Raw genomic sequence first — 26791 nt, 5'->3', positions numbered from 1 at the left:
CGTTATGATTGTTCGCGTTTGACTGGTGGTGTTTGCAGGCGTGTGACCTGTTGAAACGGAGACGGGAACATGACGATCGGCCGGTTTAACATCGAACTGTTGGAAGCCTTTGTCGCCGTCGCGGAGGCCGGCAACGTGACCCATGCGGGCACACGCCTCAACCGGACCCAGCCCTGCGTCAGCACCCAGTTGCGGCGGCTGGAGGAACGCGTCGGCAAACCGCTGATCGAGCGCAACGCGCGCACCATGGACCTCACGCCCGCGGGGCGGATCCTCTATCAGCACGCGACGGAAATCCTCAGATCCCACGAGGAGGCGCGGTTGCGCCTGTCCGCGCCCGAGCTGACCGGCACGGTCCATGTCGGATTGCCGGAGTGGTATGCCACCGGCCAGCTTCAGTCGATATTCTGCAACTTCGTGCGCATTCATCCGAATGTGAAACTGGAGATGACGGTCGCGGACAGCGCCACCTTGCACGACATGCTGAATGCCAACGAGATCAATCTGGCGATCGCACTTGTTTCCCAGGGCAAGCCCAGGCCCGTCGAGATGGTCGAGGAGCCATTGCACTGGGCGGTCAGCGACACCTGCCAGTTGAGCGATCCGTTGCCGCTGATCCTGTTTCCCGAACCCTGTCCGTTTCGCGAGATTGCCTTCAGCGCCCTCGCCCGGTCCGGAAGGCAATGGTACGAGCGCATCACCACGACCAGCGTGGCCGCGGCCCAGGTTGCCGTCCTGTCCGGCGCGGGCATCTCCTGTCTGCCCTCCGGCGCCATCCTTGAAGGCTTCAAGCTGCTGAAGGAGCAGGACGGGTTTCCGGCACTGCCGGCAACTCAGCTTGCCATTTACACGCAGTCGTCGTCCCAATCGCCGATCGTCGACTATCTGGAAGATCACCTGAGCGAGCTGATGCAGAACACCATCGCGCCGCGCTCCGCGCTCGCCGGCAAGATGACACCGGATCTCAGGGTGGTGTGACCAGACAGGCCACCGCCTTGGGGGGCCGGACAGGCCACCGGCACCGGTCGCCGCAGGTCCCGAAAACGAATCACTGGTGGCGTTTCGCGCCGTCATGACCGGCGGTGGAGAGACGATTTTCGGAGCTTCCGGGCCGTCGTATTGTTTCATTCGCATATTTGAATGCAATTTCCAGGCAGTGGTGCCTGATTTTGGGATCGAAAATTGCATTTTTAACGGTTCATTCAACTTCGGTTGCCAGTTTTCCTTGAGAAACTGGAGCGACCATGAAGACGATCAGAGCAAAATTGACCGTATTGTTTGTTGTCCTGGCACTCGTCGGCGCCGGGTCGGCGCTCTCCATCAGCGAGTTTCTGACCTCCGGACTCACTGATATGGCACTCGACCGGGAAGTGACCGCCGCCGAGCGGGCTCTTCACTCACGCATCCAGGCGGACAGCCGGCAGGCCCTGCTGATGGCCGCCGTCGTCGCCGGCCAGAGCGGTGTCCGGGAAAAGCTTGCCGCCGGCGACCGGGATGGGCTGGCGGCGGAGTTCGTTCCGGCGTTCGCAGGTCTGAAGACTGCCTATGACATCCGCCAGTTCCAGTTTCATCTGCCGCCGGCGGAAAGCTTCCTGCGGGTTCACAAACCTGAAAAGTTCGGCGACGACCTGTCCGGCTTCCGCCATACCGTGGTGGCGACCAACACCAGGGGACAGACAATTTCCGGACTGGAAAAAGGCGTTGCGGGCCTCGGAAACCGGGGCATCGCTCCGATCGTTCACGACGGCGCCCACGTCGGCTCGGTGGAATTCGGCCTGAGCTTTCATGAAAAATTCGTCGAGCAATTCACCAGGGAAACCGGGGTTCCGCTCGCGGTCGTGATCGACACGCCGGACGGAGCCAAGGTGATCGGCTCGCGTCTTCCGGACGGGATCGACCCGCTGACCGCCCTGGTGGATCTCGCCAGCGGCCCGGCAACGGATGCGAGTGGCCAGTATCACCTCGATGCGCTCTCGCTGAAGGATTTTTCCGGTAAGAAGGCCGCGTCCGCCATCCTCGCGATCGATCAGACGCCTTACACAGCCATCCGCAATTTCGGACGGGTGCTTGGCGCCGGTGTGGCCGTCGCCCTTCTGGCGATCGCGGCAGCAGGTGTCTATTACGCATATCGCAGCGTGTTCGCGCCCCTTCAGGTGGTCACGCAGCAGATCTCGGAGCTCGCCGAGGGCAATGCGGATCAGGACATCCGCGGCATGCAGCGGATCGACGAGGTCGGCGACATCGCCCGCGCCGTGGACGTGTGCTGCGCCAACCGGCGGTCGCAAGTGGAACTCGAGGGTGAGAAATCCCGAGAGGACGAAAACCGGAAGCAGCGCCAGAACACGGTCGAGATCCTTATCGCCGATTTCAGGACCAGGTCCGCGGAAATGCTGTCGTCTGTGACCCAGGTGAACGGTGAACTGCAGGACACCGCCGCGCTGCTGGAAGGCGTCGCCTCGTCGAGTGCGAGCCAGGCGGAAGGCGCGACGCACGCCTCCGAGGAAGCCGCGTCCAATGTGGAATCCGTCGCCGCCGCCACCGAGGAACTGGAATCGTCGACCAGGGAAATCGCTCAGCAGGTCGAGCGCACCACCGATGTCATCGATCAGGCCACCGCCGATGTCCAGGACACCAACGAAAAGATCTCCGGACTGGCAACCGCCGCCGGCAAGATCGGCGAAGTGGTCACCCTCATTCAGGCAATCGCCGAACAGACCAATCTCCTGGCCCTGAACGCCACCATTGAGGCCGCCCGCGCGGGCGAGCTCGGCAAGGGCTTCGCCGTTGTTGCCGCCGAGGTCAAGGAACTGGCGACCCAGACATCCAAGGCGACGGAAGAGATCTCAAGCCAGATCGGCGGCATCCAGGCCTCCACGGATGCGGCTGTTGGCGCGATGAAGGGGATTTCGGCGACGATGAACGACGTCAACGAATACACTTCTGCCATCGCCAGCGCGGTGACCGAACAGACTGCGGTGACCTCCGAAATCAGCCGCAACATTCAAGGGGCCGCGCAGCAGACCAAGACCGTCGTCGGGAACATGAACGAACTCGACAATGCCGTCACCGAAACCAACACGTCCTCGGGCACTGTCAAGGCGAAGGCGGGCGAAGCCGTTCAGATCACCGACGACATGCAGGCGGAGATCCAGCGGTTCCTCACTGCAGTCGAGGCGGCCTAGATAAGAAACGCCCTAGCTTGTTGACAACCTCACAGCGTCATTCCGGCCGGTCTGCAGCGCAGCTGCATGGCCAGAGCCGGAACCCAGCGCGTATTTCGCGCCGCAGGCGCGTCTTTACTTATGATTTCAGAGGCTTGACTTGATCTGGTGCTCGCTTTCGCTCGCGCTGACACGCTGGGTCCCGGATCAGCGCGCAGCGTCGCTGCACTTGTCCGGGAGGACCAGCGGAGAGCCTGTCAACGGTCTGGGGCGTTTGAGAAACGCCCCAAAAATGCTCTGACACTCGGAGATCGATCAGCGGTCCCGGGGGACCAGACCTCGGCGAGGGACCCCATGCAGGAAGACGGCGCACGACAGTGTGATCAAGCCGGCCACGGCCCGTAGATCAAGGCGAAGTCCTGATGTCCCATGATCGTTAGTGCGCCTCGTCCCAGTTGTCGGCGGCGCGGGCGTCGACCTGGAGCGGGACGGACAGTTTCAGCGTCGGGTCGCAGGCGTTTTCCATGACATCGCGAATCACCGGAAGGGTGGCGTCGACCTGATTGTCCGGCACTTCGAAGATCAGTTCGTCGTGCACCTGAAGCAGCATCTGCGCGTCCAGCTTCGAATGGGTCAGCCGGTCCTCCATGCGCACCATGGCGCGGCGCAGGATATCCGCCGCCGAACCCTGGATCGGTGCATTGATCGCGGCGCGCTCGTAGAAGGCACGCATGTTCGGGTTCTTGGTGTTCACGTCCGGGTAATGGGCCTTGCGGCCGAAGAGGGTGGTGACGAAACCATCCGCGTGAACCTGCTTCTTGACCGCTTCCATATAGTCCTTGATGCCGGGGAAGCGCTCGAAATAGGTCTTGATGTAGTCCCCTGCCTCGCCGCGCGAAATGCCGAGCTGATTGGCGAGGCCGAAGGCGGAAATGCCGTAGATGATGCCGAAGTTGATCGCCTTGGCCCGCCGGCGCACCATCGGATCCATCCCCTCGATCGGCGTGCCGAACATTTCGCTGGCCGTCATGGCGTGAATGTCGAGCCCGTCGTCGAAGGCCTGCTTCAGTTGCGGAATGTCGGCCATATGGGCGAGCACGCGCAGCTCTATCTGGCTGTAGTCGGCCGAGATCAGCTTGTGGCCCTTTTCCGCGACGAAGGCCTTGCGGATCTTGCGGCCCTCTTCCGTCCTGACCGGAATGTTCTGCAGGTTCGGCTCGGAGGAGGACAGGCGCCCGGTGGTGGTCGCCGCGAGTGAATAGGACGTGTGCACCCGGCCCGTTTCCGGGTTGATGCGGCCGGGCAGCGCATCGGAATAGGTCGATTTCAGTTTCGAAAGCTGCCGCCAGGAAACGATTTTGGACGGCAACTCGTGGCCTTCTGCGGCGAGGTCCTCCAGCACCTGGGCCGATGTCGACCAGGCGCCGGTCTTGGTCTTCTTGCCGCCGGGCAGGCCCATCTTGCCAAAGAGAATATCGCCAAGCTGCTTGGGCGAGCCGATGTTGAAGCTTTGCTCCGCGAGGTCGTAGATCTCGGCTTCCCGCGCCGCCATGCCTTGCGCGAAATCGCCCGACAGCCGCGACAGCATCTGCCGGTCGACGGAAATGCCGCGCTTTTCCATGCGCGCCAGCACCGGCACCATCGGCCGTTCCAGGGTCTCGTAAACCGTCGCCATATGCTCGCTGGCCAGCCGCGGCTTCAGGATCAGCCACAGGCGCAGGGTGACGTTGGCGTCTTCGGCGGCATAGGCGGTCGCCTTGTCGACCGGCACCTTGTCGAAGGTGATCATCGACTTGCCGGAGCCGCAGATCTCCTTGAACGGGATCGGCTTGTGGTCGAGCCAGCGCTCCGAAAGCTCGTCCATGCCGTTGCCGCCCTTGCCGGCGTCAAGCGTATAGGACAGCAGCATGGTGTCGTCGTAGGGCGTGATGTCGACGCCGTAGCGGGTCATCACCAGCCAGTCGTATTTGAGGTTCTGGGCGATCTTGAGGACCGACCGGTCCTCCAGCATCGGTTTCAGGATCTCCAGCGCGTCGCTCAAGGGGATCTGGCCCGCAACGAGGCCACCACCGCCCAGAAGGTCGCCCTCGCCGTCGACATGGCCCAGCGGCACGTAACAGGCCTTGCCCGGCTCCGTCGACAGCGACAGGCCGACCAGGTCCGCCTGCATGGCGTCCAGCGAGGTGGTTTCCGTGTCGAAGGCGACATAGCCCGTCTCGAAAGCCGCCGCGCACCATTCCTTCAGCCGCTCGGCGCTGGTGACGGTTTCATAGGCGCTGGAATCGACCGGGATCGCCCGGATGGTCTCGGCACGGGCGTCGGCCACGCTCCGCGGCACCATCAGGCCGTCCTTGCCGGGGGCTGTGTCCGCTGCCGCATCCGGACCCGCGCCGCTGTCCGCGTGCTCCAGGATCCGGCCCTTGTGGTCCGGCACGTCCCAGCCGGGCACCTGGAAGACAGCCGGCTCGACGCTTCCGGCGTCGGCGCCGGTGGCTTCGGCCACCCGCTTGGTCAGGGTGCTGAACCCCATGGTCTTGAGGAAACCGACCGCCTTGGGACCGTCCAGGTCCCGCACCGAGAGCGCCGCGGCGGGCAGTTCCACCGGCACGTCCTGCTTCAGGGTGACAAGCTGCCGCGAAATCCGGGCCTGGTCGGCGAATTCGATCAGGTTCTCGCGCCGCTTGGTCTGCTTGATGGTGCCGGCCTGCTCAAGCAGGGTTTCCAGATCGCCGAACTCGTTGATCAGGAGTGCCGCGGTCTTCAGACCGATCCCGGGCACGCCCGGCACGTTGTCGACGCTGTCGCCGGCCAGCGACTGCACCTCGATGACCTTGTCCGGGCCGACGCCGAATTTCTCGAACACCTCCGCCTCGCCGAAGATCTTGTTCTTCATGGTGTCGATCATGCCGACCTTCGGGCCGATCAGCTGCATCAGGTCCTTGTCGCCGGAGACGATGGTGACGCGTGCGCCCTGCGCCGCGGCGTCGCGCGCATAGGTCGCGATCAGGTCGTCGGCCTCGAAGCCCGCCTGCTCGATGCAATGGACGGAAAAGGCCCGGGTCGCCTCCCGGATCAGTCCGAACTGCGGCACCAGGTCCTCCGGCGGATCGGGCCTGTGGGCCTTGTATTCCGGATAGATCTCGTTTCGGAACGTCTGCGCCGAATGGTCGAAGATCACGGCGAAATGGGTCGGCTCGTCGCCCTTTTCCGGGGTCAGACCCTCCTGCAGCAGCTTCCACAGCATGTTGCAGAAGCCGGAAACCGCGCCGACCGGCAGGCCGTCCGGCTTGCGCGTCAGCGGCGGCAACGCGTGGTAGGCGCGGAAAATGAAGGTGGAACCGTCGACCAGAATGAGGTGGTCGTCGGCGGTGAGGGCGGGGGCGGTTACTTGCGTCGACATGGCGCGGATCATGCCCGCAGCCCGCTCCGGAGAAAAGTCCTAAAGTTGAGAAATCCCGAATGGCGCACGCCTATCGCGGCAGCCAATCGTTTCCGGACCTGCCGGGCCGCCAGAGCAAAACACCGAAATGTCGGATTTGTGCTTTCGCGGAAAAAATAAATAGGCCATTATGCAAGGGCTTGGTTTTCCGTTCGGCACAAAGTGCCGGGAAACGAACAGGGAATTCGGACACGGTGGACCCAATCAGGGCTCCGGATGCCGAAGCCGCCCCCGCGACTGTATGCGGAGAGCGCCGGCCGGACATGCCACTTGCAGGCACCTGCAGGGAAGGCCCGGTCAAGCGCAACGACCCGCGAGCCAGGAGACCTGCCAGGCATCGACTCCAACCCGGCCGTCGGGTGTGACGGCAACGAGGATATTAAAATGACGACACAGACATACAAATCAAACCTGTCTATCGCCAGGATCGTACCGCTTGCCTTCGCCGTGGTGCTTGGCGTGGCGATCATCTCGATCACGGGCCATGTACAGGCCGGTGCCCTGCATGATGCGGCACATGATGTCCGCCATGCCACCGGATTTCCGTGCCACTAAAATGCTCATACGAATTCTCGTCAGCGGCCTGTTCGCTGGCGCTGCGGCAGGTCTGATTGCGGCCCTGCTTCAGCTTTATTTCGTACAGCCGGTCCTGCTTCACGCGGAACTTTACGAAACCGGGGAACTGGTGCATTTCGGCGCCGCGGCGGTCAGCGCCCATCAGGACGTTGGCGGCTTCGATGCGGTCCGAGATGGCTTGAGCATCGTCTTCACCATGCTGACCTACACCGGCTATGCCTTCATCCTCATCGCCGGCATGGCAATCGCGGAAATGCGCGGTGCAAGCATCACGGCGCGGACGGGACTGATCTGGGGTCTTGCCGGCTTCGTGACGTTCCATTTCGCGCCGGGTTTCACGCTTGCTCCGGAAGTGCCGGGGGTGGCGGCTGCCGATGTCGGCGCGCGCCAGATCTGGTGGTGGACCACGGTCGCAACGGCCGGAGCCGGTCTGTGGCTGATCGCCTTCGGCCGCAACTGGCTGGCCTGGGGCACGGCGGCGGTCCTGCTGCTGGTTCCCCATGTGATCGGCGCACCCGAGCCGGAGGCGTTCACAGGACCGGTGCCGACCGAGATCGGTGCCCTGTTCGCCAGCCGTGCCCTTGGCGTCGGCATGGCGGCCTGGCTGCTGCTCGGCTGTTTCACCGGCTATTTCTGGCAGCGCGAAGGCGTACGGGCAGAAGCGGCGCAGCCGGCCTGACCGCAAATGCGACTGAATACCGGTCGGGCGGGACGTCACGTTCCGCCCGTTGTCTTTTCGGCTGAACAACTGGAATTCGAATGGAACGGTCTCTTTCACTCTTCGTCATCGGTCTGATCTTCGGGGGCGGCATCGGCTTTGTCACCGCCGCCGGCTACGGCGTCACGTTCGACGGACACGATCATGGCGACCCGGCCGCGCACCAGGCCCATGCGCCTGCCGCACACCGGCCTGATGGCCATTCCGGGCACGACATGTCCGGCCACAGCCACGACGAGCTTGTGTCCGTGCCGGCGGGGCCCGGTACTCCGTCATTGAAAATAGCCGTCACGCCGGATCCGGCGAGCGGCTTCAATCTCCACATCATGACGGAAAACTTCACCTTCGCGCCCGAACACGCCAGCCAGGAGCATGTTCCCGGAGAGGGCCACGCCCATGTCTATGTCAACGGCGAAAAGGTCGCCCGGCACTATGGTCCCTGGCTGCATCTGCCGACACTGCCTGAAGGCGAAGCGGTGGTTGAGGTGACACTGAACACCAACGATCACAAGATGCTCGCCGTCGGCGACAAGCCGCTCAAGGCGTCCTTGAAGGTGCGTGTGCCCTAACCGGCTTCAAGTGCCGGTATCCTTGCCCTGAGACACAGGCGCAGGCGTCCGCAGGGCCGGGCATCCTCGATCCAGCCGTTTTCGGCGACAAGCCAGGCGCGACCGGTCGCGACGATGTCGTCGATGTCTTGGGGAAAGGACAGGCCCGCGAACACCAGGGTCGCACGGCCCTCGCCCTGAAACGCCAGCGAGACCGGCTGCTCGCACCCACCCATGCAGTCCACCGTCCCGACATCGAAGGCACCAATGAGCGCGGCCTCCAGCAGGGCGTTCCTCAACGCCGCAAGTGCGCCTTCGGCGACCGCTTCGGTCTCCTGTTTGCAGGTCCGGCAGACAAGAATGCGGTTCATTCCGCCGCCTGCGCCTGACGTTTTTCAGTGTAAGTGCCGGTCAGGTAGGCCCATTGGGGACGCCGGAACAGAAACCAGCCCAACCCGGTCCTCTGGACGAGCCAGAGCAGGATCATCGGGCTGACGGAGGCGACGATCGTCACGATCAGGGAAACCGTTCCGATATCCAGAATGCCGAGCTTCAGCAGGATCACGCGGGCGACACCCATCGGGAAGAAGAAGGCCAGATAGATGACGATGGAATTCCGGCCGAAATACCGCAGGAACTCGAGCCGGCCCGAAGTGACGATGAGCGCGCTCGTCAGGATGATCGCGCCGGCGCCGGCCGCACCCAGGGCAAGGGCGATGCCGGGCAGCGCCTCCCAGCCGAGAGCGACCAGGCCGCCGTTCACGAGGCTCCAGACCAGCAGGCAGGCGAGGCTGACACCGATGCGCGCCCGTGCCCACGCCGCCAGCGCGAAGATCCGCGGCGCAAAGATGAAACCGGCGTAAAAGAACACGTAGCGGGACGCGAATTCGTCGACCAGCAGCCAGTCGGTGTGAATCGGGGCCAATTGCAGCAGGGCGCTGCCCGCAAGCATGAGCTGCCAGGGCACGCCCCGGTCATGGGCCAGCTTGGTGACCACGAAGAAGACCGGCAGCATGTAGATGAACCACAGCGTGCCGAAAGGCTGGATGAAGCTGAGAAGATAGAATTCCAGCGCGCCCGCGGCGCCCATCTCGGCGGCGAACACCGGAGCCTTCACTGCGAACTGGATGGTCATCCAGAGCACGTAAAAATAGGCGAAATGCGCGACCTTGCGATCGAGATAGAGCTTCCAGTCGCGGGCGATGACATTGGACAGGAACAGCCCGGAGATCAGGAAGAAGTCCGGCATGCGGAACGGTGCGGCATAGGCGACGACGGCGTTCATCCAGCCGGTTTCTCCGGCTGCGGCCTCGACACCGAGCACCGAGTGCATCATCACCACGAACAGGATGCAGATGCCCTTGGCCGTATCCACCCAGTCGACGCGCTCAGCGGTCATTGTCTGCTGCCTTTTCTGCCGGTCGGAACGGTCGCGGCGCCCCTTCTGGAAGCAGTGCTACCCTCAACTGGTAAAAATTACGCATACGTCCGATGTCACGATTTGGTGACCGGAATCGGCTGGCCAGTCAGGGTTTTGTGGTGTCCGATCCTTCGGTCCAGGGACTGATCCTTGCCTGCGTTGTGTCGCCGGACGATGGCCCGCCGTTTTTTTCCGACCAGTCTTCCTGATCCAGGTCGACGACGTGGTCGTCGGGCCGGTACGCGCCGGAACCGCCATTGACGATGACCACATTCGAGCGGGAAATGATGAACCGCGCCAGCGCCTCGCGAACCGGAGGGACGAACAGCAGCAGTCCCACGGCATCGGTCACAAACCCCGGAATAAGCAGCAGAATGCTGGCGAGCACGATCATGGCCCCCTGCATGGCCTCGTTGCCGGGGGCGCGGCCGGCGTCGAGCTCCTTCTGCATGCGCGTGAGCAGGGACAGGCCCTGCTGGCGCAGCATCAGCGACCCGGCCAGCGCCGTGATCACGGTCAGCAGGATCGTCGGAAAGACCCCGATCAGGCCTCCGATCCAGATGAATACGGCGATCTCGATCAGGGGCAGAAGAAGAATGGCGGCAATGATATAAAGTCCCACGGGACCTCCATCGTCTGATAGGCTATTTTCCATAAGGTAGACATTCAGTCACAAAAATGCGAGCTGCAGTGCTCGTGAAAGACGAACTTGGCACATATTCTGTCTTGCTCTTGGGTCTGGATGCTGGTTCAAGGACCCCTAAATAAGAACCTGACAGTCAAAGCGTGATGGGCAGAGCTCACCGAACCAGCAGGGGGCGGCTCGCGTACCTCAGAAGGGTAACCGGAAGTTAAAATGAACGAGATTTTTGACCCGTTGAACCTCCTCCTCATGGGACTTGCGGTTTTCATCCTGTTCAGACTGAAGTCTGTGCTGGGCAAGCGTACCGGAAACGAGCGGCCGCCTTTCGACCCTTATTCCAAGACGGAACAACAGGATGACCACAAGTCCGCCAACGGCCAGGACAATGTGATCCCGTTGCCGAACCAGGCGGGCCAGGAAACCGAACCCGTCGAAAACGGCGGACCGGGCGGCGAAGTGGTGATCGACAATGTCGCACCGGCCGGGTCCGCGCTCAACAGCGCGCTGAAGCAGATCCTGTCCGTCGATCGCAGTTTCGAGCCGGAGCCGTTCCTGGAAGGCGCGCGCTCGGCCTACGAAATGATCGTGATGGCCTTCGCCGACGGCGACAAGAAGGCGTTGAAGAACCTGTTATCCCCCGATGTCTACGAGGGCTTCGTTTCGGCGATCGACGAGCGCGAGAAGCGCGGTGAAACGATCGAATCAACTTTTGTGGGCATCGACAAGGCGGAAATCGTCGAAGCGGCCCTCAAGGGCTCGACAGCCCAGGTCACGGTCAAGATCCACAGCCAGCTGATTTCCGCGACACGTGACAAGGCCGGCGAGATCGTCGATGGCGACCCGGCGAAAGTGACCGAAGTCATCGACATCTGGACCTTTGCCCGGGACGCTACCTCGCGTGATCCGAACTGGAAGCTGGTCGCGACCGAATCCGCCGACTGACGAGGATGCGCGGGATGTGGCCGGGTTCCGTTTCCCGCCATGCCGCCGTTTTAAGGTGCGCGGCCGTGGCCGCGCCGCTTTGCTTTTCAGGAGCTGCTTCCGCCATGGCGCCAGGCCCGCAGATTCCGGATCACCTTGAAGAGACAGCTTTCGCCGATCTCCCGGGTTGGATCCGGGATGATCATGCACAGTCTCTGCGCAGCTTCCTGCGTTTCTGCGAAACGCCCGGCGCCCTGGGGGGCGGCGGGGCGTTTCCGTTCCTGGCAGCCGCAGATCTCGGCAGTCTTTGCGAACAGGCCCGGGAGACCGGCCGCGACAGGCCCGAAGCGGCCCGCGAATTCTTCGAAAGCCGCTTTACACCGTACCGGATCGTCCGGAAGGGGTTTGTCACCGGCTATTTCGAGCCGGAACTGAAGGCATCCCGTGAAAGGACGGCGGATTTTCCGGTCCCGCTTCACAGGAAGCCCGACGGGCTGGAGACCGTAACCGACGCAAACCGGCCGGCGGACTGGCCCGATCATCTCAGCCATGGTCGCCAACGGGACCGCCAACAGGGCCACCAAACGGGTGAGGGTCTCGCCGAGATGCCGGATCGCGGCGCCATCATGGACGGGGCGCTGGACAACGAGCACCTCGAACTCGTCTGGCTCGCGGATCCGGTCGACGCCTTTCTGGTACATGTCCAGGGATCCGCGCGCCTGCGCCTCACCGACGGGTCGGTCATGCGGGTCGGCTATGCCGGCAAGAGCGGCCATCCGTATACCGGGATAGCGCGCCTGCTGGTCCAGCGCGGCGAAGGCACGCCCGAGGACTTCACCATGTCGGGCCTCAGGTCCTGGCTCGCACGGCATCGGGACAGGCGCGATGCGCTTTTCAGGGAAAACCGGTCCTACATTTTCTTTCGCGAAGTGACCGAGGTCGGGCCGGAGCAGGGCCCGGTCGGAGGCGCGGGCCTGCCGCTGACCGCCGGCCGCAGCCTGGCGGTCGACCCCGGGCATATCCCCTATGGCACCCTGGTGTTTGTCGATGCCGAACTCGACGATTTCGACAGCGGCGGGGCCTTCGCGCGCCTGATGGTGGCAGACGACACCGGTTCGGCGATCCGCGGTGCCGCGCGCGGCGACATCTTTGTCGGCTCCGGGACCTTGGCCGGCGAGATTGCCGGCGAGATCCGTCATGCGGCCGGGTTCACGGTACTTGTGCCGAACCCGGTGGACGCACGCGGCACGGCGGCGATGGACTGACCGATGGCACGGCGTGGAAAAAAGGGGTCCCTGTCACCGGAAGACCGGGAATTGTGGGGCAAGGTTGCCCGGACGCTGACACCGCTCGATGCCGATCGTGCGCGCGAGCTTGAAAACGCGCTGGCCAAGACGAGCGATGCGGTCCCCGAGAAAACCGTCGAATCGCCTGGAACGGCAACGGCGATCAAGGCTCCCTCCGCCACCAGGCCGCCGAAGGCGCCGCTGCCGCTGCATCAACTGGAACACCGGTACCGGCGCAAGGTCGTGCGCGGCGTGAAGGCCATAGACGCCCGCATCGACCTGCACGGCCTGACCCAGCACCAGGCCCACGACCGGTTGCGTGGATTTGTCTACCAGGCCCAGGCGCGCCGGCACCAGATCGTGCTGGTGATCACCGGAAAGGGCGGGGGAAGTGACCACGCCTATATGGACGAGCGCGGCGTTTTGCGCAGAATGGTCCCCCAGTGGCTGTCGATGCCGGACCTGCGCTCCGTCGTACTCGGATATGAAGAAGCGCATGCCAGTCATGGCGGCGCCGGCGCGCTCTACGTCCGCATTCGCAGAAAAAGGCTGGGACCGTGACACCGCTTGGAGCAAAGATCCGCGAGCTGAGGGCAAAACGGGATGTCTCGCTGAAGGAAATGGCGGCCGCCCTTTCGGTCTCCAGCGCTTATCTGTCCGCGCTCGAGCATGGCAAGCGCGGCAAGCCGACCTGGTTCCTGGTGCAGAGGATCATCACCTATTTCAACGTGATCTGGGACGAGGCGGAAGAAATCCAGCGGCTGGCGGAATTATCCGACCCACGTGTCACCATCGACACCGCCGGCATGGATCCCAAGGCCACGGAGCTGGCCAATCAGCTCGCGCTCAAGATCGGCGGCCTGTCGGAAGGCTCGCTCGCCGCCCTTCTGCACCAGCTCCGCGTCGCCGCCGTCAAGGATGACGTCTAGAGCATGTTCCTGTCGAATGGTTCAATGTGACCGGAAAACACTCCAGGCCGCGTCGACCGGCGCGGGTTTGCAAGGATTTACCTGTCCTTCAAGCATGATCTCTATATAACCTCCCACAAACCCCTGCCCGATGACGATGAAGCCACTGGATCAGCATGAAACTCTCCCAGGAAGACATTGCCGGACTGATCGATGCAAACGACCTGAGGAAACGTCTGACCGCGCTCACGAAACCCGGTGACGGCGATGGCTCGGACATGAAAATCCGGGCGGCGGTTCTTGGCGAACTGAAGGATGTGGTCAGGACCTCGCGGGAAACAGCGGAGAAAAGACTGAACGAGGACGGCAGCGGCCTGCTGTGCGCGGCCCGGCTGTCCTTCGTCCAGGACGAACTGATCCGGGTGATCTACGATTTCGCCCAGCATCACGTCTACCGGATCAAGAATCCGTCCGCCGCAGAACGCATGTCGGTGGCCGCCGTGGGCGGTTATGGACGCGGCACGCTTGCGCCCGGATCCGATATCGACCTGTTGTTCGTGCTGCCCTACAAGCAGACCCCCTGGGGCGAGCAGGTCGTTGAATACATCCTCTACATGCTCTGGGATCTCGGCTTCAAGGTCGGTCATGCCACGCGCAATATCGAAGAGTGCATCCGCCTCTCCCGAACCGACATGACCATCCGGACGGCGGTGCTGGAAGCCCGGTACATCTGGGGGGACAAGGCGCTGTTCGAGGACCTGATGCAGCGTTTCGACGCGGAAGTGGTCGAGGGCACCAGTTCGGAATTCATTGCGGCCAAACTCCAGGAGCGGGACGACCGCCACGGCCGGCAAGGCACCTCGCGCTATCTTGTCGAGCCGAATATCAAGGAAGGCAAGGGTGGCCTGCGGGACCTCAACACCCTGTTCTGGATCGCCAAGTACCACTACCGGGTCAACTCCCAGTCGGACCTTGTCAGGAAGGGTGTGCTGAGCCGGTCCGAAAACACTCGGTTCAGAAAGACCGAGGACTTTCTGTGGGCGGTGCGCTGCCACCTGCATTTCCTCACCGGCCGGCCGGAGGAGCGCCTGTCCTTCGACGTCCAGCGGGAGATCGCGCTCCGTCTCGGCTACACCCAGCATCCGGGCATGAAGGATGTCGAACGCTTCATGAAGCACTACTTCCTCGTGGCCAAGGATGTCGGCGACCTGACCCGGATCATCTGCGCGGCGCTGGAAGAGGAGCACGTCAAGGAACCGCGCGGCAAGGGCCTGACGGGCATGATGCGGCGCCTGCGCGGCGGACGCCTGTCCGGCACCGCGAAACCCGTTGAAGGGGCGGCCGCGTTCGTTGTCGAGAACAACCGGCTCAATGCCGTCTCCGAAAAGGTGTTCGAGACCGATCCGACCGATCTTCTGCGCGTGTTCCAGATCGCGGACAAGCATGACTACAACATGCATCCCCGCCTGACCCGACTGATGCGGCATTCCCTGAAACTGGTCGATTCGGATCTGCGTGCCGACCCGGAAGCCAACCGGCTGTTCCTGTCGATCCTGACGTCCCGGCACGCGCCGGAAAAGACCCTGCGCAAGATGAACGAAACCGGGCTCTTGGGCCGCTTTGTCCCGGAATTCGGCAAGGTCGTCGCGATGATGCAGTTCAACATGTATCACCACTATACGGTCGACGAGCACCTGATCCGCTCCATCGGCGTTCTTGCCGAAATCGAGCGGGGCAATTCGGGCGACAATCATCCGCTGGCGACGGACCTCATCCTGACCCTGCAGAACCGCAAGCTGCTTTACGTGGCCATGTTCCTGCATGACATCGCCAAGGGCCGCCCGGAAGACCACTCGGTCGCCGGCGCCAGGGTCGCGCGCAAGATCTGCCCCCGCTTCGGCCTGAACGATGCGGAGACGGAAACCGTCGCCTGGCTGATCGCCCATCATCTGGACATGAGCACCATCGCCCAGTCGCGCGACCTGTCGGACCGCAAGACCATCACGGATTTCGCCCAGACGGTGCAGTCCCTGGAACGGCTGAAACTTCTGCTGATCCTGACTGTTGCCGACATCCGCGCTGTCGGGCCGGGGGTCTTCAACGGCTGGAAGGGCCAGTTGCTGCGCACGCTCTATTATGCGACCGAACCGCATCTGTCCGGCGGTCACACCAAGATGTCCCACAGCCAGACCATCGCACTGGCCAAGGAAGAGCTCGACGGCCGCATCGGCCACTGGCCGGAAAAAGACCGCAAGGCCTACCAAAGCCGTCATTATGCCGCCTACTGGCTGCGCACGGAACCGGACCGGCTGCTGAGCCACGCCGAGCTTCTGCACGCATCCGACAAGGACGGCAAACGTCTGGCGTTTCAGGTGATCCCGCGCGCATTCGAAGGCGTGACCGAACTCACCATAATGGCGCCGGACCATCCCAGACTGCTGTCGATCATTGCCGGGGCCTGCTATTCCACCGGAGCCAATATCGTGGACGCGCAAATCGACACGACCACCGACGGTTTTGCCCTCGACACGATCTTCATCCGGCGGGAGTTGCCGGGGGACGAGGACGAGCAGCGGCGCGGCGAACGGATCGCCCGGCTGATCGAAACCACATTGCGCGGCGAGGAGCAGCCACCCGAGCCCGTGTCGCGCAAAAGCGCCATGAAGGGCCGGATGAGAGCCTTCAGGGTCGCAACGGAAGTTCTGGTCAACAATGCGCTTTCGGACGACTACACGGTTCTGGAGATCTCCGGCCTGGACAGGCCCGGTCTGCTGTATGATCTCACGCGCTCCATCGCCACACTCAATCTCAACATCGGCTCGGCTCATATCTCGACATTCGGCGAGAAAGTGGTCGACGTTTTTTACGTCACCGATCTGACCGGTCAGAAAATCGCCAATATCGGGCGTCAGGAAATCATCCGCGAGCGGCTGTCAGCCGCCGTCGAAGGACACGTGGAACTGGATCCGGCCGCACCTGTTTCCCGGAAGATCTCGCGGTCCGTGTCCTGACAACAGAATTTTCTCTCTCTGGAGCCCTGCCGGAATGAGTCTAGTCCGCAATTTCGCAACGGTCGGCGGCGCGACCCTGCTCAGCCGTCTGCTTGGTTTCGTGCGCGACGTTCTGCTGGCCGCCGCTGTCGGTGCCGGCCCCGTGGCCGATGCCTTCGTGGTCGCATTCCGGCTGCCCAACCTGTTCCGGCGCCTGTTCGCCGAGGGCGCTTTCAACTCGGCATTCATTCCCTTGTTCGGACGTGCGGTGGAGGAACAGGGCGAGGACGGCGCGCGGCGTTTCGCCGGCGAGATCGGTGCCGCCCTGCTGTTCTGCCTCCTGGCCCTCACGGCCCTGGCCCAGATCTTCATGCCCGGCGTCGTCTGGGCGCTGGCCCCGGGCTTCGTGGAGGATCCGGCCAAATACGACCTGACCGTGCTGATGTCGCGGATCGCCTTCCCCTATCTCATCTTCATGTCGCTGCTGGCCTTTGTCGGCGGCATCCTGAACACCTACAACCGGTTCGCGGCGGCGGCGTTCGCCCCGGTGATGCTGAATGTCGTGATGAGCCTTGTTCTGGGCGGTGTGCTCCTGGGGGGTGTCGAGGCGGACATGACGCTGGGGGTCATTCTGGCCGTCGGTGTAACCATCGGCGGCATCGTGCAGCTCACTGTGGTTATCATCGACCTGAAACGGCTGGGTTTCCGCATCCCGGTCTACCGTCCCCGCTATACCAAATCGGCCAGGCGCCTGCTTGTTCTCGGATTTCCCGGTGTGATTGCCGGCGGGGTCACCCAGATCAACATCGCGGTCGGTCAGATCATCGCCTCGCTCCAGGAAGGCGCCAACGCGCTGCTTTACTATGCCGACAGGCTGTATCAGTTGCCGCTCGGGGTCATCGGCATCGCCATCGGTGTGGTGCTGCTGCCCAGCCTGACGCGGCAATTGCGTGCGGGCCAGACGGCGGCCTACCAGCACAGCCTCAACCGGGCGCTGGAATTTTCCCTGGTCCTGACATTGCCGGCCGCGGTCGCCCTGGCCGTGATACCCGATGAAATCGTCTCGGTCCTGTTTCAGCGTGTGCGCTTCGATGCCGCCGCCGTGGAGGGCACGGCGGCGGCTCTGACCGCCTTCGCATTCGGCTTGCCGGCCTTTGTGCTCAACAAGGTCTTTTCACCGGGCTATTTCGCCCGCGAAGACACCAGGACGCCGATGATCTTTGCCATCGTCGCCATGATTGTGAATGTCGGCCTGTCGATTGCGCTGTTTCCGGAGCTGAAACACGTCGGCATCGCGCTGGCGACCACGATTGCCGGCTGGATGAACACCGGCCTCCTGATTGTCTTCTTGTGGCGACGTGGCCATTTCGTGCCCGATTTCAAGCTTCTGCGCAGGCTCCTGCTGGTGCTTCTGGCCAGTCTGCTGATGGGACTGATCGTGCATTTCGCGGCGCAGTATTTGGCGCCCTCCCTGTCGGACGCCTGGCTTCTTGTCCGGGTTGCCAGCCTGTGCGCGCTGGTTCTGACCGGCATGGCCGTGTTCGCCCTGTTCACCCAGCTCAGCGGCGGCTCGGACCTTCTGGGCATGGTCAAAGCGTTGACACGGCGCAACACCTGAGCGTGAAACGCAGGTTCGAGGTGTTTCCGGCTTGCATGGCGGACGGCGCAGGCTTACACCCGGCGCGCCCGAATGTTCATAAGCGCCCTTCCAACCGGCCGCACCAATAAAGGGATTTCAGATGACGGCGTTCCAGCCCCGTGTCTTTTCCGGCGTTCAGCCGACCGGCAATCTCCACCTTGGCAACTACCTGGGCGCGGTGTCGCGCTGGGTTCCGCTGCAGGACCAGATGCCGACCATTTTCTGCGTCGTCGATGCCCATGCCATCACGGCCGGGTTTCCGGACCCGCAGGAACTGACCAACGCCACAAGGGAAGTGACCGCCGCCTATATGGCTGCCGGAATCGATCCGAAGAAATCCATCATCTTCAACCAGTCCCAGGTGCGCGAGCACATGGAGCTGGCCTGGATCTTCAATTGCGTCGCGCGCATGGGCTGGCTCAGCCGGATGACCCAGTTCAAGGAAAAGGCCGGCAAGAACCGGGAAAACGCTTCCGTCGGACTGTTCGCCTATCCGAACCTGATGGCCGCGGACATCCTGGCCTATCGCGGAACCCACGTGCCGGTCGGCGACGACCAGAAACAGCACCTGGAACTGACCCGTGACATCGCCGCCAAGTTCAACAACGACTTCGCCGGGCGGATCAAGGAACTGGGTATCGGTGTGCCCAACCCGTCCCCGTCACCGGAGCTTCCGGAATTTCTGTATTTCCCGATGACCGAGCCGATGATCGCCGGACCGGCCACCCGGATCATGTCCCTGCGTGACGGCACCAAGAAGATGTCCAAGTCGGATCCGTCCGACCTGTCGCGCATCAATCTGACCGACGACGCCGATACCATCTCCAAGAAGATCAAGAAGGCCAAGACCGATCCGGATGCCCTGCCGGGCGAGACGGACGGTCTGGAAGGCCGGCCGGAAGCGGACAATCTCGTCGGCATCTATGCGGCGCTCAGCGGCACCACCAAGGAAGAGGTGCTCCGCGAGTTCGGCGGCCAGCAGTTCTCCGCCTTCAAGCCGGCGCTGTCCGACCTGGCCGTGGCCAAATTGTCTCCGATGACAGACGAAATGCGCCGTCTCAAGGAGGACCGGGCAGAGATCGATACCGTCCTGAAGGACGGTGCGGAAAAGGCCTCCGAGATCGCCGAGCCGGTGCTCAAGGACGTTCGCAGGATCATCGGCTTCCTCGACGTGCGCTGACGTTCTGACAGGGTCCGGTCCGGCACACGGACCACAGCCAGGACAGGACTCATGGACAGGTCTGAAAACGAGAGCAACGCCATCCGGTATCTGCCGCGGTCCGTGGCCGTGCTCGGCCATTGGTCCTGTCCGCCATACACGTTCAAGGTTTACGGGTTGAGTGACCTCGGCATGGCCATGGAGGCCGGCGATCTGGCGCAAGCGTGCAGCCTGGCGGCAGCGCGTCTTGAGGACATAAACGTCGAGCGGTCGCAGGATTATCCCGGTTTCCTAATCTATCACAAGGGAAGCGCAGGCATCACGCTGCAGGTTTACTGGTGGGTCGAGGGGTGCATCCTGTGTCAGGATCACGTCCGTCTTCCCTACGATGGCGAAGACCCGATTGCCGCGCTCAGGCCTCATGTGGTCGGCTGTGTCTGGGAGTTGGCTGTGGTCAACCACGAAAAGACCGCCTGGCAGGGGACGATGATGTCCGGGAGGCCAAATGTGGCCGCCTATCTGCAAAGCTGGCTACCGGATACCACCGTCTGACCGTTAAAAAGGTATCCGTGTAATTGTCAATGAAACGGTTTTTCAAAGTTTTCACTGCACTCTGATCCCAACTGGGTCTTGTAGAGAGTAGTGAACTTGGTCAGTCAAAACAGTGATCGTGCCGCCAAAGCCGTGCCGGATGCCGACAAGGTGGAAGAAGAGCGGGTCGCCGATGGATCGTTTCACTCTGCGCGTCAGGACAGGGTTTCACCGAAATCTTCCCGGGTGGCCGACCCGGATCGCGACAGCGGTCCGGACGTCGGACCGGGCCGCCGGGCGACCGATCTGCCCGTCTCGGCACCGGCGAAATCGCTGCAGCACCTGGCCGTTGCCGGCCTGGTTGTCGGACTGGCCGCGGGGTTTCTGCTGGTTTCCACGGACGGTATCAACCGCTACCTGGGCGTTGGCCTGACGTTTTTCGCCGGCGGCCTCGCGGTCTGGCGGCTCTTTGCCGACAACGTCCACCGGGCCATTCAGGCCGTGCAGGTGAAAGACGACAAGATCCGCCGCCTGACGGCCCGCTGCGAGGAACTCGAGGACAGGGCCTGGGAGCTGGGCGAATCCGATGAACGCCATGCCAGTATCCTGGCAACCCTCGGCGATGTGGTGATCCGGCGCGACCAGGACGGCACCATTACCTATGTGAACACCGCCGCCGACGACGTGTTCGGGCCGTATCACGCCCTGCAGCCGGGCAGCGAGATGCGGCTACCGCTCGTTGAGATGTCCCGCGCCAACGGGTCCGGCCCCTCCGGGCCGGATGCCAGTGCCACGGGCATGGGGTTCGAGGACCTTCCCCTGGAAACGGCCCAGGGCCGCCGCTGGTTTTCCCGGATCGACATTCCCGTGCGTGACACCGCCACGGACCGTCAGCTCGTGCAGACCGTTCTGCGCGACGTGACCGAACGCCGGCTGATCGAGGAAGAGCTTCTTGCCGCGCGCCATTCAGCGGAAACGTCCAACGAGGCGAAATCCCGCTTTCTGGCGACCGTCAGCCACGAGATCCGCACGCCGCTCAACGGCGTTCTCGGCATGGCCGCGCTCTTGCGCGACACGCGCCTGACCAAGGAACAGGGTGCCTATATCGAGGCCTTGGAAACATCGGGAGAAACCCTCCTCCTGCTGATCGACGAAGTGCTCGATTTTTCCAAGGTGGAAGCCGGCAAGCTGGACATTTACGCCGCGCCTGTCCGTGTCGGCGCCCTGGTCGAAAGCGTCGTCGAGCTGCTTGCGCCCAAGGCCCATGCGAAACAGCTGGAAATCGGCGCCATGGTCGATCCTTATCTGCCTGAAGAGGTCTCGCTGGACGCGACACGTGTGCGCCAGATCCTGTTCAACCTGATCGGCAACGGCGTCAAGTTCACCGACGAGGGCGGCGTTGCGATCGAACTGAGCGGACGGCCCAACCCGGAAGGCGGCAGTTTTCTGGACATAGATGTGCGCGACACCGGGATCGGCTTCGATGCGGAAGAAGCCGGACGCCTGTTCCAGGAATTCGAACAGGTCGACCACGGCCCTGCCCGCAAGTTTGGCGGTACCGGGCTTGGCCTGGCGATCGCGCAGCGGCTCGCGGGCCTCATGGGCGGTGAAATTTCGGCCCGGCCTGCCGGCGGAGGCGGCGCCCATTTCCGTGTCTCCTTGCCGGTTCCCGAAAGTCTGTTGGCGGACAGGGACCAGCGTCTGGAGCAGGTCGTGGGCCGCAGGATCGTTTTTGTCAGCAACAGCCGGATCGAATGCCCGCTGCTGGCCGGGCGCCTGCAACAGCATCAGGCCGAAGTGAAGGTGCTGGCCCCCGGCAATCCCGAACTCGACACCTGCCTTGCGAGCGCGGACCTTCTGATCGTCGACAACGGGGCGCTCTCCGACAGCGGCGGCTGGCTCGCCTCCGCGCGGCTGACGGGATGCAGGGCACCCGCCATCGTCATGATCGCGCCGCCGGAGCGTGAGCGCCTGGAGAACCTGCGCGCAGCCGGCTACGCGGCCTATCTGATCAGGCCGGTGCGCATCGAGACTCTGGTCCAGATCTTCTCGGGCCTGCTGGGCGACGAAGGCATGGACCACGCCTGGGATGTCAGCGCCGAACCGCTGAGCAACAGCTTCCTGTCCAGCCGCTACAAGATGCCCGCGCGGCCCTTGCGCCTGCTTGTTGCCGAAGACAACGATATCAACCGGCTCCTCAGCGAGGCGATGCTGCGCAAGCTCGGCCATGTGCCTGTCATGGTTGTTGACGGCGAGAGGGCGGTCGAGGCGGCAGCGGACGGGTCCTACGACGCCATCCTGATGGATCTCCACATGCCCGGCCTCGACGGATTTCAGGCGATCCGCCAGATCCGCGCGGATGAACAGGCCGAAGGCCGCCCGGCTGTGCCGGTGCTGATCGTCACGGCCGATGTCATGAAGGATGCCCGCGACAAGGCGGCGGAAGTCGGGGCGGCGGGCTATCTGACCAAACCGCTGTCCGTCGAAGCCATTTCGGATGCCCTGTCCGAAGTTGGCCGCGCCTGAGGAATGTGCCGCGGTCTCGCGTGTCCGTGAACATCCACCGACGGACCCTGCCGTGTAATACCAACCCCCGCGAACAGGCGTATCCTGCGTGCCGGCAAGGCACGGGAAAAAAATCTGGTGTCATCCGGTTGTCGGAATAGTATGTTCTACGGCGTGGTCCAAGCACAGCCACCGGGCCGGGGATTGTTGTTCCCGCGTAGGTAAATTGGCGGGTGAATCAGTCAATAGCCTCAGAGACCGATCGATGTGCGCCAATGGGAAGACATGAGGGTGGAATGTCCATAATGCGGCAAGGACTGTTTTCTCCGAGGAATCTGGTCCGCAAATTCACGCCTGCAATGCGCCCCGACGCAAACATGGCGAACGTTCAGCGTCCCGGCACCGCGCTCCGCACCCCTGTCAAGACCGGCGAAACACTTGGCCGAATCGGGTCGCTTGAAGTCCGCATGGCCCGGAACTTCAAGGAAGTCAAAAAGGCGCAGCGTCTCCGCTACGAGGTTTTCTACGAGGAAATGTCGGCCATTCCCGACGCACACACCCTTGCGACCCGCCGGGATGCCGATCCGTTCGATGCTTATTGCGATCATCTGCTCGTCGTCGATCACGCTTCGCTGAAGCGCAACAAGCTTGGCCGGCTGAAACCGGAAATCGTCGGCACCTACCGGATCCTGCGTCAGGAAATGGCGGACCGGAACGGTGGTTTCTACACCGCCGCCGAATACGACATTCAGGCCCTGATCGATGCCAATCCGGACAAGCGGTTCATGGAACTCGGTCGCTCCTGCGTGCTGAAACCCTACCGCAACAAGAAAACCGTCGAGCTGCTCTGGCACGGGATCTGGGCCTATGTTCTGCGCCACAAGATCGACGTGATGCTTGGCTGCGCGTCGATCGAGGGCATCTGTCCCGACACGCTCGCCGGCCAGTTGTCCTTCCTGCACCACAATGCCCGCGCCCCGGAAGAATGGCGCGTGCGCGCGGTGGCAGACCGCTATGTGGACATGAACCGCCTGCCGGCCGAACAGGTCAACTCCAGGGAAGCGCTGCGTGCCCTGCCGCCGCTGGTCAAGGGGTATCTGCGCCTTGGCGCCTTCATCGGCGATGGCGCCGTCATCGATCACCAGTTCGGCACCACGGACGTGCTGATCATCATGCCGGTGTCCGAACTCAACACGCGCTACGTCAACTACTACGGCGCTGACGCAAGCCGCTACTCCAGCTAGAGCCGTCCGGCTGGTCACAGGCTTCCCGCATGTCCTTGCGGCCAGGCGAAACGCGCACCGGAACCGGTGTGCCGGCGGGTCAATCGGCTGCTCCGGCCCGGGTCTGCGAATTTCGGTAGCCTTAACGCCCCCTTAAATCACCTCACTCTAGAATCATCCCCGGGGAACCCGGTCCTTGGCCGGCGAACGCCGACCCGGTTTGGTATGGAGTAGGGAAAAGGGATCAATGGCGCCTCGGGCGAAACGCCAGCCGCGTGTTGAACCGACATTCGGACAGTCGGGCAGCAGCCTGCTTGACCTGCGGCTGAAACCGCAGGACCGCCCGGCTGCGCCCGCTTCAAAATCTTCCGGCAAGGCGAAGTCCCGCAAACCTGCCGCCAAGAAGAAAACCGCTCCGAAAAAACCCGCGTCTCCCGCGCGCAAGCCAGCCAAATCCGGGGCCAAAACCGGAGCTGGCACCGGCAAGAGCCGTGCCCGGGGCGGACGCTCCGGTGCCAAGCGGCGCAGCCGCAAACGGACCCGTCGTTTTCAGCTTCCCGCCGCGCTGGGACGGCTGCTCAAGCGCGGCGTCTACTGGAGCATGGTGCTCGGCATCTGGGGCACGATCGCGGTGGTCTGCGTGGTCGGCTACTACGCCGCCTTCCTGCCGCCGACCTCCGAATGGCAGGTGCCGGCCCGGCCGCCCAACGTCAAGATCGTTGCCTCCAATGGCGCGCTGATCGCCAACCGCGGCGACACCGGCGGCGAAGCCGTGCGTCTGGAACAGTTGCCGCCCTATCTGGCCAACGCAGTGATCGCCATCGAGGACCGCCGCTACCGGTCCCATTTCGGTCTCGATCCGATCGGTCTCGCCCGCGCCATGATCATCAACCTCACCTCGGGACGCCTGCAGCAGGGCGGATCGACCCTGACCCAGCAGCTCGCCAAGAACCTTTTCCTGGAGCAGGATCGGACCATCAAGCGCAAGATCCAGGAGCTGGTTCTGGCCTTCTGGCTGGAGGCGGAATATTCCAAGGACGAGATCCTCGAAATGTACCTGAACCGGGTCTATCTCGGTTCGGGAGCCTACGGGGTCGACGCGGCGGCCCGCCGCTATTTCGGCAAATCCGCCCGGCTGATGACGATCGCCGAGGCTGCGACCATCGCCGGCCTGCTCAAGGCACCGTCGCGCTATTCGCCGGCCCGCAACCCGGACCTTGCCGAGGACCGGGCCCAGCTCGTGCTCGCGGCGATGAACGAGGAAGGCTACATCACCGACAATGAGGCCAAGAACGCCCTCGCCGCCCCGGCCAAGGTCGTGCGCCGCTACACCACGGCCAGCGAAAATTACGCCGCCGACTGGGTGATGGACGTGCTGCCGCATTTCGTCGGCTCGATCGAAAAGGACATCATTGTCGACACGACCATCGATCCGGCGATGCAGGAGGCGGCGGAACAGGCGCTGCGCACCGCCCTGAAGGAAAACCGCCAGAGCTACGGCGTGACCCAGGGCGCGGTGGTGACGCTCGACACGGCCGGTGCGGTCAAGGCTCTGGTCGGTGGTGCGGACTATTCGAAAAGCCAGTTCAACCGGGCGGTCTACGCCAAGAGGCAGCCGGGCTCCGCCTTCAAGCCCTTCGTCTATCTCGCCGCGCTGGAAAACGGCATGAGCCCCCAGACCATCCGCCAGGACCAGCCGGTCACATACGGCGGCTGGTCGCCGAAGAACTACACCAAGGAACACTACGGTCCGGTGACCCTGACACGGGCGCTCAGCCTGTCGCTCAACACGGTGGCGGTGCAACTGGCGCATCAGGTCGGCGCGGGCACGGTGGCAGACACGGCCACGCGGCTTGGCGTCACGTCGGACATGAAAAGAAACCTGTCCCTGTCGCTGGGCACGTCCGAGGTCACGCCGCTGGAAATCGCTGGCGCCTATGTGCCGTTTTCCAACGGCGGTTACGGCGTGTTGCCCCATATCATCCGCCGGATCAAGACCGTCGACGGCAAGACGCTGTATTCACGCTCCGGCGATGGCCGGGGCCGCGTCGTGGAGCGGCGCATGGTCGGGGAAATGAACCTGATGATGTCGGAGACGCTGATGACCGGCACGGGGCGCAAGGCCCGGCTCGACAGCGGCCGGCCCGCCGGCGGCAAGACCGGCACCAGCCAGGATTTCAGAGACGCCTGGTTCATCGGCTACACGGGCAACCTGACCACGGCGGTCTGGCTCGGCAACGACGACAATTCCCCGACCAAAAAGGCAACCGGCGGCGGCCTGCCTGCGACGGTCTGGAAGCAGGTGATGGACGCGGCCCATGTGGGCCTGCCGGTGGCGGAGCTGCCCGGCGTGCCCGATCTGCCGGTGGCCGTTGCGGCGCCGCGCAGGCCTGTGCCGGTGGCCAGTTCCGGCAGCGGCAGCGATCCGCTTCCACCCGCCCCGATCGGCGGCGGCGAGGACGGCCAGCGCCGGGGCCCGCTCAACCTGCTTCGCAACCTGTTCGGCGGTGGCTAGGGCGGTCTCCGGATCGGATGACACCGTGACGGAAGGGCAGATCCGAAGACCCGTTCTCCTCCGTCATCGCGAACGTCTGGCTAGCGATCGTCTGCCTGAAGGAACCTGACCGTCTTCATCTCAGCACTGGTGGCTGTAGGTGAAGACGAGCGTGTCGGTGGTGAACTTGCCGGAAGGGCGGCAGCGGTTGTGCACCTCGCGGGTTCCGGTGACGGTGACCTGCAGCTGGTCGCCGCGCACGGGCCCCTCGACGAAATATTCCAGCGGCGATCCGGGACAATATTTGGAAAAGACCCGGGCCGTGCCGGAATACCGGTTGCCGCTCTTGACCCCGTTGAACAGCAGGGTTCCGCGCTGGACGCCGGAGCCGCGCAGCACGTCCCGGGGCCGTTCATAGGACAGCCAGCGCTGGTTGCCCTGCGCCTGCAGGCGCATCAGGGACCCGTTGTGGTTCCAGCAGCTGTCGGCGGCGGCTTCGCCGGCCAGAACACCTCCAAAACCCGTCGCAAGCACCACGCCGACAAGCCCGGCTCTGCTCAGTTCAAATAGGGTCATGCATCGCCTCCCGAATTCAATCGGCCAAGCGAACCACGAATTTGAAGATTTGAA

21 protein-coding genes and 1 riboswitch are annotated in these 26791 nt (G+C 63.4%); of the genes, 16 read left to right on the top strand and 5 right to left on the bottom strand.

The annotated features are described in order from the left end of the window. Positions 1-69: 69 nt before the first annotated feature. Together AC0VX3_RS01310 and AC0VX3_RS01305 are read left to right on the top strand one after the other, a co-directional pair. Entirely contained in the window at positions 70-978 is a 909-nt protein-coding gene (locus tag AC0VX3_RS01310) for a LysR family transcriptional regulator (protein WP_475523218.1), read from the top strand. Between the two features lie 266 nt (positions 979-1244). Continuing rightward, positions 1245-3182 (top strand): methyl-accepting chemotaxis protein, encoded by a 1938-nt coding sequence (locus AC0VX3_RS01305; protein ID WP_475523217.1) that lies wholly within the window; start codon positions 1245-1247, stop codon positions 3180-3182. Positions 3183-3597: 415 nt separating this feature from the next. On the opposite strand, the gene polA is transcribed toward AC0VX3_RS01305, so the two are convergent. Then, a complete protein-coding gene (gene polA, locus AC0VX3_RS01300) occupies positions 3598-6573 on the bottom strand; it encodes a DNA polymerase I (RefSeq protein WP_475523216.1) in 2976 nt (991 codons plus the stop codon). A gap of 151 nt (positions 6574-6724) precedes the next feature. Beyond that, a riboswitch (cobalamin riboswitch) is annotated at positions 6725-6949 on the top strand. Between the two features lie 35 nt (positions 6950-6984). Here polA and AC0VX3_RS01295 point away from each other — a divergent pair. The 3 genes from AC0VX3_RS01295 to AC0VX3_RS01285 all read left to right on the top strand — a co-directional run bounded on the left by AC0VX3_RS01295 (position 6985) and on the right by AC0VX3_RS01285 (position 8463). After that, positions 6985-7155, top strand: coding sequence for a CbtB domain-containing protein (locus AC0VX3_RS01295; RefSeq protein ID WP_342893284.1), 171 nt, complete (start codon positions 6985-6987; stop codon positions 7153-7155). Between the two features lies 1 nt (position 7156). Continuing rightward, complete coding sequence (locus AC0VX3_RS01290; RefSeq protein ID WP_475523215.1) at positions 7157-7855, top strand: CbtA family protein; 699 nt, start codon at positions 7157-7159, stop codon at positions 7853-7855. An 80-nt stretch (positions 7856-7935) separates the two neighbouring features. Next, a complete protein-coding gene (locus tag AC0VX3_RS01285; protein ID WP_475523214.1) occupies positions 7936-8463 on the top strand; it encodes a hypothetical protein in 528 nt (175 codons plus the stop codon). Here the strand turns inward: AC0VX3_RS01285 and AC0VX3_RS01280 are convergent. From AC0VX3_RS01280 to AC0VX3_RS01270, 3 genes are all read right to left on the bottom strand, one after another. Then, a complete protein-coding gene (locus AC0VX3_RS01280; RefSeq protein ID WP_475523213.1) occupies positions 8460-8813 on the bottom strand; it encodes a DUF1636 family protein in 354 nt (117 codons plus the stop codon). The two genes, AC0VX3_RS01285 and AC0VX3_RS01280, sit on opposite strands and share 4 nt — an antisense overlap. Continuing rightward, positions 8810-9841: an acyltransferase family protein gene (locus tag AC0VX3_RS01275; protein ID WP_475523212.1), complete on the bottom strand. Its 1032-nt coding sequence runs from the start codon at positions 9839-9841 to the stop codon at positions 8810-8812. Before AC0VX3_RS01275 ends, AC0VX3_RS01280 begins: the two co-directional genes overlap by 4 nt. A 127-nt stretch (positions 9842-9968) precedes the next feature. Next, complete coding sequence (locus tag AC0VX3_RS01270) at positions 9969-10484, bottom strand: FxsA family protein (RefSeq protein WP_475523211.1); 516 nt, start codon at positions 10482-10484, stop codon at positions 9969-9971. Between the two features lie 234 nt (positions 10485-10718). Between AC0VX3_RS01270 and AC0VX3_RS01265 the strand changes: the two genes are divergently transcribed. The 11 genes from AC0VX3_RS01265 to AC0VX3_RS01215 all read left to right on the top strand — a co-directional run bounded on the left by AC0VX3_RS01265 (position 10719) and on the right by AC0VX3_RS01215 (position 26182). Next, complete coding sequence (locus AC0VX3_RS01265; RefSeq protein ID WP_475523210.1) at positions 10719-11447, top strand: Tim44/TimA family putative adaptor protein; 729 nt, start codon at positions 10719-10721, stop codon at positions 11445-11447. 104 nt (positions 11448-11551) lie between these two features. Then, entirely contained in the window at positions 11552-12691 is a 1140-nt protein-coding gene (mltA, locus tag AC0VX3_RS01260) for a murein transglycosylase A (protein WP_475523209.1), read from the top strand. Between the two features lie 3 nt (positions 12692-12694). Continuing rightward, the gene (locus tag AC0VX3_RS01255) at positions 12695-13273 is read left to right on the top strand and encodes a Smr/MutS family protein (RefSeq protein ID WP_475523208.1); all 579 of its coding nucleotides are present in this window, start codon (positions 12695-12697) and stop codon (positions 13271-13273) included. Continuing rightward, positions 13270-13641: a helix-turn-helix domain-containing protein gene (locus tag AC0VX3_RS01250; RefSeq protein WP_342893275.1), complete on the top strand. Its 372-nt coding sequence runs from the start codon at positions 13270-13272 to the stop codon at positions 13639-13641. The genes AC0VX3_RS01255 and AC0VX3_RS01250 overlap by 4 nt, the downstream gene beginning before the upstream one ends. Before the next feature lie 155 nt (positions 13642-13796). Then, positions 13797-16631, top strand: coding sequence for a [protein-PII] uridylyltransferase (locus tag AC0VX3_RS01245; protein ID WP_475523207.1), 2835 nt, complete (start codon positions 13797-13799; stop codon positions 16629-16631). A gap of 34 nt (positions 16632-16665) precedes the next feature. Next, positions 16666-18228 (top strand): murein biosynthesis integral membrane protein MurJ, encoded by a 1563-nt coding sequence (gene murJ / locus AC0VX3_RS01240; protein ID WP_475523206.1) that lies wholly within the window; start codon positions 16666-16668, stop codon positions 18226-18228. Positions 18229-18349: 121 nt separating this feature from the next. Then, positions 18350-19429: a tryptophan--tRNA ligase gene (trpS, locus tag AC0VX3_RS01235; protein ID WP_475523205.1), complete on the top strand. Its 1080-nt coding sequence runs from the start codon at positions 18350-18352 to the stop codon at positions 19427-19429. Between the two features lie 51 nt (positions 19430-19480). After that, a complete protein-coding gene (locus AC0VX3_RS01230; RefSeq protein WP_475523204.1) occupies positions 19481-19960 on the top strand; it encodes a hypothetical protein in 480 nt (159 codons plus the stop codon). 96 nt (positions 19961-20056) lie between these two features. Next, positions 20057-22465 carry a hybrid sensor histidine kinase/response regulator gene (locus tag AC0VX3_RS01225; RefSeq protein ID WP_475523203.1) on the top strand — a complete coding sequence of 803 codons (2409 nt, stop codon included), beginning with the start codon at positions 20057-20059 and terminating at the stop codon, positions 22463-22465. Positions 22466-22821: 356 nt separating this feature from the next. After that, on the top strand, positions 22822-23688 hold the full coding sequence (gene olsB / locus AC0VX3_RS01220) for a l-ornithine N(alpha)-acyltransferase (RefSeq protein ID WP_475523202.1): 867 nt from the start codon (positions 22822-22824) through the stop codon (positions 23686-23688). 226 nt (positions 23689-23914) lie between these two features. Then, on the top strand, positions 23915-26182 hold the full coding sequence (locus AC0VX3_RS01215; protein WP_475523201.1) for a transglycosylase domain-containing protein: 2268 nt from the start codon (positions 23915-23917) through the stop codon (positions 26180-26182). Positions 26183-26302: 120 nt separating this feature from the next. On the opposite strand, the gene AC0VX3_RS01210 is transcribed toward AC0VX3_RS01215, so the two are convergent. After that, on the bottom strand, positions 26303-26737 hold the full coding sequence (locus AC0VX3_RS01210) for a hypothetical protein (protein WP_475523200.1): 435 nt from the start codon (positions 26735-26737) through the stop codon (positions 26303-26305). Positions 26738-26791: the final 54 nt, after the last annotated feature.

Source organism: Roseibium sp. QJM3NY_11 (assembly GCF_056173175.1).
Note: the sequence above shows the minus strand (reverse complement) of the source record. Positions and strands in the feature narration are given on the sequence as shown.